The following is a 13,807-nucleotide window of genomic DNA, read 5'->3' as shown; positions in this document are numbered from 1 at the left end:
AGATCATTCGCGGCTTTAGTGTCTGATGGGCTGCGCCCGGGTGAGCGATGAGTAGTTTGAGCGATTGGCGTGTCATGCCTGCAGTAGCCCTGCTGGCAGTGTTGGGTCTGGCCGGGTGCGAGCAGAAACAGCAGCAGGATCACGCTGCATCGACAGCACCCAAAGAGGTGGAAGCCATCGAGGTCAAAGCCGAATCATTCACTGTCGTCGACGAACTGCCGGGCCGTATCGAACCGGTTCGTGTGGCGCAGGTACGCGCCCGGGTGTCCGGTATCGTGCTCACGCGCAATTTCGAGGAAGGCGCCGATGTGAAAGCGGGCGCGGTGCTGTTCCAGATCGACCCGGCACCGTTCAAGGCCGCGCTGTCCAAGGCTCAGGGCGACCTGGCCCGTACAGAGGCCACGCTGTTCGAAACTCAGGCTACGGTCAAACGTTACGAGTCGCTGGTCGAAATCGAAGCGGTCAGCCGTCAGACCTTCGACACCGCCCGCTCTGCGCTGCAAAACGCCATCGCCGCTAAAAAGTCGGCTCAGGCAGATGTCGAAACCGCTAGGCTGAACCTGGGCTATGCCACGGTCAAGGCGCCTATTTCAGGACGCATCGGCCGCGCGATGGTCACTGAAGGCGCGCTGGTCGGTCAGGGCGAAACCACCCTGCTGGCAACCATTCAGCAACTCGACCCGGTCTACGCCGACTTCACCCAGCCGGTCGCCGACGCCTTGCAAATGCGCGCGGCCATTCAGGAAGGTCGCCTGCCCAAGGGTGGCGAAGACGCGCTGTCGCTGAGCGTCGACGGTACTGACTATCAAAGCACTGGCACCCTGTTGTTTACCGACGTTGCAGTAGACCGGACCACCGGCCAGGTGTCGTTACGCGCCCGCTTCGCCAACCCCAAAGGCGTGTTGCTGCCGGGCATGTATGTGCGGGTGCGCACACCTCAGCGGGTCGATGCCAATGCCATCCTCGTCCCGCAACGTGCCGTTCAGCGCTCCAGTGATGGCGCAGCCCGCGTAATGGTGATTGCCCAGGACGGTACGGTCGAAGTCCGCCCGGTCAAAACCGGCGCAATGCAGGATTCGCGCTGGCAGATCACCGAGGGGCTGAAGGCAGGTGAACAGGTTGTCGTCGGCAACATGACCGGGCTCAATTCCGGTGACAAGGTCGTCGCCAAATCGCCCTCCGCCCAGCCGCAATCCAAGTCGCAATAAAGCCGCCTTCAGCGCGATCGAGGATCACCGTTCATGTCTCTGTTCTTTATCAAGCGACCCAACTTTGCCTGGGTGCTGGCCCTGTTCATTCTGCTGGCAGGTCTGATGGCCCTGCCCGCCTTGCCAGTGGCGCAGTACCCTGATGTGGCACCGCCGCAGATCACCATTACCGCTACTTACCCCGGCGCATCCGCGAAAGTGCTGGTCGATTCGGTGACCAGCGTCATCGAGGAAGAGCTGAACGGTGCCAAGGGCATGCTGTATTACGAGTCGACCAGCAACTCGACCGGCAGCGCTGAAATCAACGTGACATTCGTACCGGGCACCAACCCGGACCTGGCACAGGTTGAAGTTCAGAACCGTATCAAGAAAGCCGAGGCGCGCCTGCCGCAGACGGTACTCAGTCAGGGCCTGCAAGTCGAACAGGCCAGTTCCGGGTTCCTGTTGATCTTTACCCTGAACTACAAGGACGGCTCGGCTACCAAGGATACGGTCGCGCTGGCCGACTACGCGGCCCGCAACGTCAATAACGAAATCAGTCGGGTGAACGGCGTCGGCCGGTTGCAGTTTTTCGCCGCCGAAGCCGCGATGCGGGTCTGGATTGACCCGCAGAAGCTGGTTGGTTTCGGGCTGTCCATCGATGACGTGAACGCGGCCATTCGGGCGCAGAACGTACAAGTTCCCGCAGGCAGCTTCGGCAGCAGTCCGGGCTCATCACTGCAGGAATTGACCGCGACCCTGGCGGTCAAGGGCACACTGGACAACCCGGAAGAGTTCGGCCGCATTGTTCTGCGCGCCAACGAAGACGGCTCTGCTGTGCATTTATCCGATGTGGCACGTGTGGCCATCGGCAGTCAGGATTACAGTTTTGAATCGCGCCTGAACGGGCAGCGTGCAGTGGCCGGTGCCGTGCAACTGTCACCAGGTGCCAATGCGATCCAGACCGCCCGGGCAGTCAAGCAGCGCCTCACCGAGCTGTCGGTCAATTTCCCGGAAGGCGTCGAGTTTTCGATACCGTACGACACCTCACGCTTCGTCGACGTGGCCATCGACAAGGTGATCTACACCCTGATCGAGGCCATGGTGCTGGTTTTCCTGGTGATGTTCCTGTTTCTGCAGAACATTCGCTACACGCTGATCCCGACCATTGTGGTGCCGGTGTGTCTGGCCGGGACCCTGGCGATCATGTACCTGATGGGCTTCTCGGTGAACATGATGACCATGTTCGGCATGGTGCTGGCCATCGGTATCCTGGTCGACGACGCCATTGTGGTGGTGGAAAACGTGGAGCGGATCATGGCCGAAGAAGGCCTTTCTCCAGCAGCCGCAACGGTCAAGGCAATGCAGCAGGTCTCCGGCGCGATTTTCGGTATCACGCTGGTACTGGCAGCAGTGTTTCTGCCGCTGGCGTTCATGGGGGGTTCGGTCGGGGTCATCTACCAGCAGTTCTCGCTGTCGCTGGCCGTGTCGATTCTGTTCTCGGGTTTCCTGGCCCTGACCTTTACCCCGGCACTGTGTGCCACGTTGCTCAAGCCGATTCCGGCCGGGCACAGTGAGAAGCGCGGGTTCTTCGGCGGCTTCAATCGGCTGTTCGGTAGATTCACCGACCGTTACGAGCGGGTCAGTTCCGGCATGATCAAACGCGCTGGCCGCTACATGCTGTTGTACGTCGGTATCGTCGGTCTGCTGGGTTTTTTCTACCTGCGTCTGCCGGAATCCTTTGTGCCCGTGGAAGATCAGGGCTACCTGATCATCGACGTGCAACTGCCGCCCGGCGCGACCCGGTCGCGTACCGACCTCACCGCGCAATTGCTCGAGAACTACATGCTGTCCCGCGAAGCCACGGGTGCGGTGACCATGCTGCTGGGGTTCAGCTTCTCGGGCATGGGTGAAAACGCCGGTCTTGCGTTCCCGACCCTGAAGGACTGGTCGGAGCGCGGCAAGGGCCAGTCGGCAGCTGAAGAAGCGGCGGCGTTCAACCAGCATTTTTCCGGGCTCGCCGACGGTACGGTGATGGCGGTGACGCCTCCGCCCATTGACGGCCTGGGCACCTCGGGCGGCTTCTCGCTGCGCCTGCAGGACCGTGCAGGCCTGGGCCGCGAAGCCCTGCTGGCGGCACGCGACAAGCTGCTCGGCGAGGCCAACGGCAACCCGAAGATTCTCTACGCGATGATGGAAGGTCTGGCCGAAGCGCCGCAATTGCGCCTGAATATCGACCGCGAAAAAGCCCGTGCGCTTGGCGTGAGTTTCGAATCGATCAGCAATGCGCTGTCCACCGCCTTCGGCTCCTCGGTGATCAGCGATTTCGCCAATGCCGGACGTCAGCAGCGTGTGGTCGTGCAGGCAGAACAAAGTTCGCGAATGACTCCGGAAAGCGTACTCAAGCTCTACGTGCCCAACAGCAGCGGCACGCTGGTGCCGCTGGGCGCATTCGTTTCGACGCAATGGGAACAAGGCCCGGTGCAGATCGCCCGCTACAACGGCTACCCCGCGTTCAGGATTTCCGGCGATGCAGCACCGGGTGTGAGTACAGGTGAAGCGATGGCGGAAATCGAACGGATCGTTTCCGAGCTGCCGCAAGGCATCGGCTATGAATGGACCGGCCTCTCCTATCAGGAAAGAGTCGCCAGCGGCCAGGCAGCAGGCCTGTTCGGCCTGGCGCTGCTGGTGGTGTTCCTGCTGCTGGTTGCGCTGTATGAAAGCTGGGCGATTCCGCTGGTGGTGATGCTGATCGTACCGGTCGGTGCGCTGGGCTCCGTGCTGGCAGTGACTGCGGTCGGCATGCCTAACGATGTGTATTTCAAGGTCGGGTTGATCACGATCATCGGGCTGGCAGCAAAAAACGCGATTCTCATCGTCGAATTCGCCAAGGAGCTGTGGGATCAAGGCCATTCGCTGCGTGACGCGGCACTTCAGGCTGCGCGACTGCGCTTTCGGCCGATTGTCATGACATCGCTGGCCTTCATCCTTGGCGTCGTGCCCCTCACGCTGGCGACCGGCGCAGGCGCTGCGAGCCAGCGCGCGATCGGCACCGGCGTCATAGGCGGCATGCTCAGCGCTACACTGCTGGGCGTGATTCTGGTGCCGATATTTTTTGTCTGGGTGCTGTCAGTGTTGCGCCGTAAGCCGCATGTACAGCAGGTTGATGACGATAAACACCTGCCCGAGAAACAATAAACGATAAACAGTAAGCGGCCAGCGGGCTGGCGGGCTTCAATCCCGTCACTCCGCCGTTGGTCTGCTGCCGGTTTGCGGGTCCGCCGATGCCTTGACGCGGGTCCAGGCCGGCAGTGTGCTGGTGGCGATTTCCGACGCCACATTCACCCGGTTGCGACCCTGCGACTTGGCAGCATACAGCGCACGGTCGGCAAGTTCGATCAGGCTGCGCTGGTCGAGCTGCCGATCCGTGCCGACGAATGTGGCAACACCGAGGCTGACCGTCACGATGCCAAACGGGCTGGCGGGATGCTCGATCTGCTCGTCGCGGATAGCCTGCAGGATGTTCTCGGCCACCTGACGAGCACTCGACTCGTCAGTGCCGGGCAGCACCACCGCGATCTCTTCACCGCCATAACGAGCAGCGACATCACCGGGGCGGCGGATGCATTGTTCGACCACACGGGCCAGTGCCACCAGGCACTCGTCACCGGCCAGATGGCCGTAATGATCGTTGTAGCGCTTGAAATGATCGGCATCGATCAGAATCAGTGACAGAAGGCTGCGCTCGCGTCTGGCACGCTTGAATTCAACCTCCAGAAACTGATCGAACCGTCTGCGATTGGCCAGCCCGGTGAGCTTGTCTTCCGAAGCTATGAACTCCAGGTGCTGATTCAACTGGATGAGGGCTGCCTGAGAATCGAGTAACTGATCTTCCGCGCGTATACGGCTGTGAATGTGCCCTATCAGGCGGATGCCGAGGCCGACCACCAGCCCGAGCAGCACCAGCATGACCAGAATCGACTGTTTGGTCTGGCCCAGCCAGTCGAGCATGGCCTCTTTCTGGCCCAGCGCGACGACAGTGACAATCGGGTACACGGCGCTGCGCTTGAACGCATAAAAGCGCGCGACGCCGTCGATTCTGGAGACAAACTGAGTGGTGCCAGAGGGTCGATTGCGCTCAGAAGTAAAGATCGGCGTCGATGAGAGGTCACGGCCGATTTCCGCTTCAAGGTGCGGATAGCGCACACGCAACTGCCCGGCCGTCGACGTGAGGCTGATGATGCCGGTTTTGCCGACCTGAATATCCGAATAGAACTTCAACAGATGATCGACACCAATGGTCACGACCATCAGCCCGGCAAAACTCGAATCAGGGTGGTTGATGCGCCTGCTGACCGATATGACCCATTCGCCGGAGGCGCGACTGCGAATCGTCGGGCCGATGTAAGGTGCTTTGTCAGGCGTCTGCAGGTGGTGCTGAAAGAACTCGCGCTGGGTACTGTTGACGCCAATCGCCTTGGGATTGGTTGAAAAGGTGCAAATACCGTCAGCGTTGTACAGCGAAACCGTACCGATTTGCGGCAACGCGCCCATCTCACGGGCAATGACCCATCTGAGACGCTCGATCTGCTCAGGTCCGGCACCGTCTCTTTCGACACGCTCCGTCAGGCCGATCAGCATCAGCTCGCTTTGCTTGAAAATGCCATCGGTGTAAGTGCTCAGCGCCCCAGCCAGATTAATCGTGCTGGTCTGGATGTTCTCCAGCGTGTTGCGGCGCGCGGTCCATGCTTGCCAGGCCATCAACATCACCACGCAGGCGCACACTACGAAGATCAGCCATGACGCAAGCCGAAGGTCGCGTTTCAAAAATTGCCTCCACAACAGGTGAGAACCAGTGCATCTGGTTTTTCTGAAAACCGGACCTGATTGCTCAGGGGCCATCGACAATCCTTTCGCTATCAACTGCCATTGTCGGCAAGCGCTCGGCCGTACCTGAAGGCCTGGCATCAATGAAGCATGCCAGAGAGTGGCATCATAATGCCACGTACAGCGGTCTATTGGTTGATCGGGGTTCAACATACGCAGGCAGGCACGCACTGGATCACAGTGGTGCCTGAGTTTCTGGAGGGCTGTTTTCTGAAGGGGCTGTAAGCGAAGCTCGCTTACAGGGGCAAGGCAGGACGCACGTATTTGCCGGGCTTCATGCTGTTTCGGCGACAGGTTTGCGCAGTGCCGCAGCTTCCAGCTCGCGCACTAAAGGCAGCACGTGCTCGCCGAAATAGGCGACTTCTTCCTGGAAATGCAGAAATGCGGAAAGTACCAGATCGACACCAACGGACTTGAGCTCGACAATGCGCTCGGCAATCTGACGCGGCGTGCCGATCAAATTGGTCTTGAAGCCATCGTTGTACTGCACCAGATCCTGAAAGGTGGATTTGGCCCAATTGCCCTCGCCTTCCGGGCTGGCCTTGCCGGCCTGTTTCGCGGCATCACCAAACGCATTGACGGCTTTCGGATCTGCCTTGTCGACAATTTCAGCCAGCACCGCTCGCGCCTCTTCTTCGGTGTCCCGGGCAATGATGAAGGCATTGACGCCGATCTTCACTGAATGGCCGTTCGCGGCAGCCTTGGCTCGAATGTCATCGACCTGGGCCTTGATGCCTTCGACGGTATTGCCATTGGTGAAATACCAGTCCGACACCCGGGCCGCCATATCCCGCGCGGCACGTGAACTGCCACCCTGAAAGATCTCGGGATGAGGACGCTGGATCGGTTTGGGTTTGAGGGTGTAATCGTGGAAGCGATAGAAGTCGCCCTTGAAGGTGAAATTATCGGTGGTCCAGATACCCTTGAGGGCCCGAATGAACTCTTCGGAACGGCGATAGCGCTCGTCGTGCTCCAGCCAGGGTTCACCAATGGCCTGAAATTCGCCCTTGAACCAGCCGCTGACGATATTGACCGCCACGCGCCCGGCGGTGAGCTGATCAATGGTTGCCAGTTGCTTGGCCGCCACAGAGGGCGTCCACGGTCCTGGCAATATTGCTGCAATGACTTTGAGCTTTTCGGTGGCCGCCAACAGGGCATGGCTGAACGCTACGGACTCATGCTGGAATTCCGCACCGTAACCGGCAGTGAAGCGAATTTGCGTCAGCGCATATTCGAAACCGGATTGTTCGGCGATCTGCGCCAGCTTGCGGTTGTAGTCGATGGTCCAACTGGTACGCTGTTCGATCTTGCTGACGACCAGACCACCGCTGACGTTTGGCACCCAGTACGCAAATTTTATGGAAGATTGGCTCATATCGGCACTCCTCTGACTGCAGGCTTCCCGAGCGCATTAGTCGAACGGGCTTGCAGAACCACAGAGCAGCAACCGTGCCAGACAGTTAAATGAATACAGATCAAAGAGTTGCAGCGCCTGGAGGTTAGCGTCAACTGTTTGCACTTCGGCAAGCTGTCGAAACACTGTTGCCAGGGCAACAGTGTCTGGCCGGGTTGCGCATTCATGCAGTGTTTAATTTAGCGGAAACAAACCGACGGAAGGCTGACCGCGCAGCTATCCAGAATTAAATGGCTAGGGTATTTTTGGATCCAATGAAACCGCGTTCATCCGCAGGAGCACCGATGAAACTGCATGCCTTTTTACTTGCCTTGATGATCCCCGCACTGTCGGCGCATGCCGAAGCCAAAACCATAAACGTCCCCCATGACCCGACCGGGCAGCACGCGCTGGTGGAGAAAAGCGGCAGTCCCCAAGCGCGCGTCGTCGTTACTCGACGTGAAGGTCTGCTGGGCGTGATCTACTCCAAGCGCGTCTACAACTGCGCCAATCACACAGTGAACCTGGTGGGTACCGGCTCTACTCTGGAAATCATGGAACAGGCTCGCGCCGTCAGCGGCATGGGTCCGGTGATACGCGATTCCACAGCCGACTACATCGAGTCCGAAGCCTGCAGTTGATGTCGCACTGATCAAGCACCTCCCCGGCTGAATTAACTACGCCCGAAAGCGCCTCACATGAGGCGCTTTTTTCGTTTCGGCTGCCTCGCCATTCAGCCAACACGTCGGACGCAAAAAACGCTTGCACGTAAAGTATTACGGTATACCATCAGACAGAAATAACTCACCATGCCCGTGCAGGCAGCAGGATTCAAGCGAGGTAAGTGTCATGAAGTTTTCGTTGTTCGTGCACATGGAACGCTGGGATGAAAGTGTTAGTCATCGCCAGCTTTTCGAAGACCTGACCGAGCTGACGCTGATGGCCGAGCAAGGCGGTTTCAGCACCGTGTGGATCGGCGAACACCATGCGATGGAATACACCATCTCGCCGAGCCCCATGCCGCTGCTGGCGTATCTGGCCGCCAGAACAACGCGCATTCATCTGGGCGCGGGCACCATCATTGCGCCGTTCTGGCATCCGTTGCGGGTGGCAGGAGAATGCGCGCTGCTGGATGTGATCAGCAACGGGCGCATGGAAGTCGGCCTGGCGCGCGGTGCCTATCAAGTGGAGTTCGACCGCATGGCGGGCGGCATGCCGGCCTCCGAAGGCGGCAAGGCGTTGCGCGAAATGGTGCCGGTAGTCCGTGCGCTGTGGCAGGGTGACTATGCCCACGACGGCGATATCTGGAAATTCCCGACTTCGACCTCCGTACCCAAGCCAATCAACACGCCACCCATGTGGATCGCTGCTCGCGACCCTGATTCGCATAACTTCGCCGTGCAGAACGGCTGCAACGTGATGGTCACGCCATTGATGAAAGGCGACGAAGAAGTCGTCGACCTGAAGAACAAGTTCGAAGCAGCGCTGGCCAATAACCCTGACGTACCTCGGCCACAACTGATGGTGTTGCACCACACGCATGTGCATGCTGCGGACAACCCTGAAGGCTGGAAAACCGGTGCTGCCGCCATCGCGAAGTTCTACCGCACCTTCGACGCCTGGTTCGGCAACAAGCAGACGCCGGTGAATGGTTTTCTGGCACCCAGCCCGGAAGAGAAATTCAAGGAGCGTCCGGAGTTCGAGCTGGAGAATATCCGCAAGAACACCATGATCGGCACGCCGGAAGAGATCATCCCGCGCATCCGCCATTACCAGGAGCTGGGGGTCGACGAGTTCAGCTTCTGGTGCGACAACAGTCTGCCGCACGCCGAGAAGAAAAAATCACTTGAGCTGTTTATCAAGCACGTGGTGCCGGTGTTTCGTTGAGCTGAACGAGAACGACAGCTCGCTTGCCAATGCTCCGCGTTGGCGTGCAGTTCAGGACGCTCCGCGTCCCTTGCGACGCAGAGCGTCGCGAAATGCATTCCCACGCTGGTGAACTGCCCCCCAAAAGTTGGACGGTTTTAGCTTGCCGCCTGAGCCCTGTATTTTACGGGGCTTTGGCCGTTGAGCTTCAGCTTGATGCGGTCATGGTTGTAGTAGTGGATGTACTCATCCAGACCTGCTTTCAACTCATCGATGCTTTCAAACTGTTTCAGGTAGAAAAACTCGGATTTCAGTGTACCGAAAAAGCTTTCCATTGCCGCATTGTCCAGGCAGTTGCCCTTACGGGACATGCTTTGTTTGACGCCTCGTACCGATAGCTTATGGCGATACTGCGCGTGTTGATACTGCCAGCCCTGGTCCGAGTGCATCACAAGCTTCGGCTCGTCCTGCAACTGCTGAAGCGCCTTGTCCAGCATGCTGGTGACCAGCTCAAAGCTCGGCCTTGTCGACACTTCATACGCCACGATTTCACCGTTGTACAAGTCCATCACGGGTGAGAGATACAGCTTTCGATTGCCTACCTTGAACTCAGTCACATCGGTCACCCACTTCTGGTTCGGGCGTTGCGCGCTGAAATTGCGCTCCAGCAAATTCGGCGCAATGGTTCCGATTACGCCCTTATAGGAGCGGTATTTTTTGGGGCGCACCACTGATCGCAGGCCCAGTTCTGCCATCAGTCGTTCTACAACCTTCTTGTTGACCAAAATACCTGCAGTGCGAATGACCGCCGTGATACGCCGAGCGCCATAAAGGCCTTTCTCCTCGTGGTAAATGCTTTCGACTAACTGTTTCAAAGCAGCATAGGGATCGGGTCTGGATTGCACCTGAACCTGATAGTAAAACGTGCTGCGTGCCAAGCCCGCCAGCCTCAGCAGAGCGCAAAGCGGGAACCGGCCCCTCAGTTGCTTGATGCTCAGGGCTTTTTCGGTTGCCGTCGTTTCTGCTCCTTCAGCTCTTCCAACTTTTTTAGGTAAGCGTTCTCCATGCGCAGATATTCAAGCTCGCTCATCAACTGGTCGCGCGTCTTCTGCGTATCGTCGGCGGTTACTGGTTTGGCGGGATAAGGCTTCTTTGGCATGGCGACAGGCTTTCTTCTGGCAGGAACATACGGGGCTGTACCGCTACTGTAATGCCGCTTTTCCCAAATGACTATTTGGCCGGGATCCCCGATACCAAAATGCGCAGCGGCCTGACGGAGCGATAGCTTGTGTTCACGCCTGTGCTCAAGCACTGAGCGCTTGAAAGCTTCGCTGTATCGAAGACCAGGCTTGCGATGGCCGGTGTGACCATGACTCTTGTAGTTAGCGACCCAGCGTCGAAGCAGGCTGAAATCGATCGAGAACTGGCGGGCTACCATACGAAAGCCCATGTTGTCTTCAAGATACGCTTTGACGACAGTGAGCTTGAACTGCTCTGAATACTTACCCATTTGAACACCCCCGTGAGGTCGGATTGGTGTCCAACTTCTTGGGGGCAGTTCAAAAGTGATTGGACAGCGAGCCGTTGTGCACCAGACACAGGTCCGAACCCGTGGAAAACGGATGACTGCCTTCCATGGTCACCGCACTTTCAGTGGCCATGCGCGTATGGCCGATGATGTGGCTGCCCTTCATGGACGCCAGACCGAAGCGCTCGGAAATCTCCCTCGGCAACCCCATGCCCTTGAGGATCTCGATACTCTGTCCGGCGCTCATGATGCGCACGGTGGGCGCCAACTGCGCCAGTGCAGCACGCACCGGGGCTTCTTCTGCCTGAATCTTCAATACCACGGCGCTGGCGTTCTGAAACCAGTCCAGTGGTGCATCCAGTCTGCTTTGCAGCGCCGCGATCAGCGCCTTGAAATCATACTGTTCGGTGGTGGCCTGCAAGGTCAGCTTGACCCAGCCCTGCGCCACTTCATCGCCATAAATGGCAAACCCGGCGCTGTCCGGCCCGCGGTCCGTCATAGCCTCGAGCATCGGTTCGAACAACCTGCCGAGTTGTGATTCCAGCGCCGGGTTCTTCAGATACAAACCAACGATTCCGCACATAAGCCTCACCTTGTTCGGAAGCGGCAAGCTTTTAGCTACAAGCTGCAAGCCAACCGCATAGACAGAAAAATTCAATACGCCGCAATCCAGCTTCTTATTGCAGCCTGAAGCTTGAAACGTGCAGCTAGAAAAACTCGATATAACGCTTCACTTCCCAGTCACTCACGTGGCGGCTGTACTCCACCCATTCCATGCGTTTGAGGCGGATGAACTCACCAACGATCTCGTTGCCCAGCACCTCGGCGAACAAAGGGTCGGCTTCGAGTGCATCGCAGGCTTCCTTGAGCGACTGCGGCAGGGTCTTGATGCCCCGTGCGGCGATTTCTTCCAGGCTCAATGTGTAAAGGTTCTCGTTGCAGACATGATCGATCTCCAGCTGCCGGTCGATACCGTCCAGCCCTGCGGCGATGATCGCGGCGCTGACCAGATACGGGTTGCAACCGGCATCCGGCAGGCGAAACTCGAGGCGGCCATAGGGCACCCGCACCATCGCCGAACGGTTGTTGGCGCCGAAGGCGATGAACGCTGGAGCCCAGGTCGCCCCCGACAGCGAGTTGCCGACCACCAGGCGTTTGTAGGAGTTGACCGTGGGTGCCGCGAAGGCACACAGCGCGGGGCCGTGAGCCAGCAGGCCAGCCGCAAAGTGATAGGCCATCTTCGACAGGCCCATGCCGCTGGGGTCGCTGGCGTCGTGAAACAGGTTCTTGCTGCTGGCACTGGCGATCGACAGGTGGAAGTGCATGCCGTTGCCCGCACGCTTCGGATCGGGTTTGGGCATGAACGAGCAGATCATGCCCATGTCGTTGGCGATCTCCCCGGCCGCCATGCGGAAGAAAGTGAAGCGGTCCGCCGACTCCATGGCCTCGCTGTAGGTGTAATTGATCTCGAACTGGCCGTTGGCGTCTTCGTGATCGATCTGATAAATGTCGAAGCCCACCGGCTGTAGCGCCTCGGTCAAGCGCTCGAGAAACTCACGTGAACGCGACAGCCCCTTGTAGTCATAGCAAGGCTTGTCGAGGTTATCGCTGGCATCGACCATTTGCAGGCTGCCCGCAGCATCGCGCTTGAACAGGCTGAACTCGGGCTCCAGCCCGGTATTGAGGGTCCAGCCACGCTGGCTGAGGCGTTCGACCTGCTGCTGCAACACATAACGGCTGTCATAGGGCCACGGCTTGCCATCCACATGACCGATGCACACCACCCGCCCATACCCCGGCTGCCACGGCACCGGGGTCAGCGACGACAGGTCGCCCCTGGCCATGAAGTCCGGGCCGTGGGGTTCCATGCCCATGCCGCAGATAGCGAAACCGGCGAACCCGGCACCGTCCTCTGCAACCATTTCCAGGCCCGTCACAGGAACCGACTTGGTCTTGGCCGAACCATGAATATCCACGAACTGAGCCAGCACATACTTGATGCCGTGCTGTTCGATCAGGCGCTGTGTTTCGGGTGGCAACATGGGACGTGTCTCCTGGCATGGCAAAACGTTTCAGGGAAGGAGCGTTGTTTCACTACCCGCCGAGAATATATTCTGAGCAGGAAAGTTACTTTCCTTTTAGGAATGCAAAGCGCTTGCCAGTTTGGTATGCCAGCAAATCGAAGAGACGTGGAAGGGGCAATTCAGCTGTTTATATGGGAAACTCGTTTTCTCTCCGGGAATAATTTGCAACTGAAGTACGCGATGACAGCGGCGAAATGCACATTCCCAGTGCGAAATAAAAATTATTGAACGGAAACTGTGCGCAGCCGATGAATATGCCGACCGAACCGCATCCGAAATTGAAGCTTGAGCAATACCTGGGTATTCAGATCAAACGCCAGCGCCAGGCTCAGGAGCTGAAGCTTGCCGACGTAGCGCGCATTGCCGGTATCAGCCAGGGCATGCTGAGCAAGATCGAGAACGCACAGGTGTCAACCAGTCTCGACAACCTCAGCCGTCTTTGCGACGTGCTGGGTATGCCCATGTCCAAGCTGTTCAGCCAGTACGATCAGCAAGGCAGCAGTGCACTGCTGGTGAAAGCCGATGAAGGGCTTGAGGTGGTAAGGCGCGGCACCGAGAAAGGCCACACCTATCACTTGCTCAACCATACCCGTGGGCCGAAGAAGAGTTTCGAGGCGTACATGGTGACGATGGACGATGCCAGCGAGGAGTTTCCGACCTTCTCACACCCTGGCACCGAGTTTCTCCACCTGCTCGAAGGCGAGCTGATCTACCGCCACGGCAATCAGCTGTATCCGATGCAGGCCGGTGACAGCCTGACCTTCGACGGCGACATTCCCCACGGTCCCGAGCAACTGGTGCAGGTGCCGATCAAGCTGCTGTCGATCATGAACTATGGTGCGCAGAGCGATTGAGGTCAGAC

Annotated in this window: 9 protein-coding genes and 1 pseudogene; 5 read left to right on the top strand and 5 right to left on the bottom strand. The window is 58.5% G+C overall.

The genetic code is table 11. From position 1 onward, the window contains the following. Window positions 1–47: 47 nt before the first annotated feature. Together AC4ANE_RS12805 and AC4ANE_RS12800 are read left to right on the top strand one after the other, a co-directional pair. Entirely contained in the window at window positions 48–1,208 is a 1,161-nt protein-coding gene (locus AC4ANE_RS12805) for an efflux RND transporter periplasmic adaptor subunit (protein WP_031597984.1), read from the top strand. 33 nt (window positions 1,209–1,241) lie between these two features. Continuing rightward, window positions 1,242–4,385 carry an efflux RND transporter permease subunit gene (locus tag AC4ANE_RS12800; protein WP_002553839.1) on the top strand — a complete coding sequence of 1,048 codons (3,144 nt, stop codon included), beginning with the start codon at window positions 1,242–1,244 and terminating at the stop codon, window positions 4,383–4,385. A 45-nt stretch (window positions 4,386–4,430) separates the two neighbouring features. On the opposite strand, the gene AC4ANE_RS12795 is transcribed toward AC4ANE_RS12800, so the two are convergent. Together AC4ANE_RS12795 and sfnG are read right to left on the bottom strand one after the other, a co-directional pair. Then, a complete protein-coding gene (locus AC4ANE_RS12795) occupies window positions 4,431–6,014 on the bottom strand; it encodes a sensor domain-containing diguanylate cyclase (RefSeq protein ID WP_002553840.1) in 1,584 nt (527 codons plus the stop codon). A gap of 334 nt (window positions 6,015–6,348) precedes the next feature. Beyond that, complete coding sequence (gene sfnG / locus AC4ANE_RS12790; RefSeq protein ID WP_002553841.1) at window positions 6,349–7,449, bottom strand: dimethylsulfone monooxygenase SfnG; 1,101 nt, start codon at window positions 7,447–7,449, stop codon at window positions 6,349–6,351. 323 nt (window positions 7,450–7,772) lie between these two features. Here sfnG and AC4ANE_RS12785 point away from each other — a divergent pair, with 323 nt between their 5' ends. Together AC4ANE_RS12785 and AC4ANE_RS12780 are read left to right on the top strand one after the other, a co-directional pair. Further along, complete coding sequence (locus AC4ANE_RS12785) at window positions 7,773–8,108, top strand: hypothetical protein (protein ID WP_002553842.1); 336 nt, start codon at window positions 7,773–7,775, stop codon at window positions 8,106–8,108. A gap of 208 nt (window positions 8,109–8,316) precedes the next feature. Continuing rightward, the gene (locus tag AC4ANE_RS12780; RefSeq protein WP_002553843.1) at window positions 8,317–9,354 is read left to right on the top strand and encodes an LLM class flavin-dependent oxidoreductase; all 1,038 of its coding nucleotides are present in this window, start codon (window positions 8,317–8,319) and stop codon (window positions 9,352–9,354) included. A gap of 137 nt (window positions 9,355–9,491) precedes the next feature. Here the strand turns inward: AC4ANE_RS12780 and AC4ANE_RS12775 are convergent. The 3 genes and pseudogenes from AC4ANE_RS12775 to glnT all read right to left on the bottom strand — a co-directional run bounded on the left by AC4ANE_RS12775 (window position 9,492) and on the right by glnT (window position 12,903). After that, window positions 9,492–10,843 (bottom strand): IS3 family transposase gene (locus tag AC4ANE_RS12775; RefSeq protein ID WP_095077641.1). Its coding sequence is split into 2 segments (ribosomal slippage): window positions 9,492–10,384 and window positions 10,384–10,843, totalling 1,353 coding nucleotides; the frame shifts between segments, so codons are not numbered across the junction. A gap of 52 nt (window positions 10,844–10,895) precedes the next feature. Beyond that, window positions 10,896–11,444 (bottom strand): annotated as a pseudogene (locus AC4ANE_RS12770) (class II glutamine amidotransferase domain-containing protein); the annotation flags it as partial. A 124-nt stretch (window positions 11,445–11,568) separates the two neighbouring features. Beyond that, window positions 11,569–12,903, bottom strand: a complete 1,335-nt coding sequence (gene glnT / locus AC4ANE_RS12765; protein ID WP_002553848.1) for a type III glutamate--ammonia ligase — start codon at window positions 12,901–12,903, stop codon at window positions 11,569–11,571. Window positions 12,904–13,193: 290 nt separating this feature from the next. Between glnT and AC4ANE_RS12760 the strand changes: the two genes are divergently transcribed. After that, the gene (locus AC4ANE_RS12760; RefSeq protein WP_002553849.1) at window positions 13,194–13,799 is read left to right on the top strand and encodes a helix-turn-helix domain-containing protein; all 606 of its coding nucleotides are present in this window, start codon (window positions 13,194–13,196) and stop codon (window positions 13,797–13,799) included. Window positions 13,800–13,807 lie beyond the last annotated feature (8 nt).

It is taken from the genome of Pseudomonas sp. Pme6b (genome assembly GCF_058129925.1).
This window is presented reverse-complemented; position numbering and strand designations above follow the sequence as displayed.

Bases quoted from the DNA above. Each gene is read 5' to 3' on its own strand.
- glnT (WP_002553848.1), bottom strand. From the start codon at position 12,903: ATGTTGCCACCCGAAACACAGCGCCTGATCGAACAGCACGGCATCAAG.
- AC4ANE_RS12800 (WP_002553839.1), top strand. From the start codon at position 1,242: ATGTCTCTGTTCTTTATCAAGCGACCCAACTTTGCCTGGGTGCTGGCC.
- AC4ANE_RS12760 (WP_002553849.1), top strand. From the start codon at position 13,194: ATGAATATGCCGACCGAACCGCATCCGAAATTGAAGCTTGAGCAATAC.
- AC4ANE_RS12785 (WP_002553842.1), top strand. From the start codon at position 7,773: ATGAAACTGCATGCCTTTTTACTTGCCTTGATGATCCCCGCACTGTCG.
- sfnG (WP_002553841.1), bottom strand. From the start codon at position 7,449: ATGAGCCAATCTTCCATAAAATTTGCGTACTGGGTGCCAAACGTCAGC.
- AC4ANE_RS12805 (WP_031597984.1), top strand. From the start codon at position 48: ATGAGTAGTTTGAGCGATTGGCGTGTCATGCCTGCAGTAGCCCTGCTG.
- AC4ANE_RS12780 (WP_002553843.1), top strand. From the start codon at position 8,317: ATGAAGTTTTCGTTGTTCGTGCACATGGAACGCTGGGATGAAAGTGTT.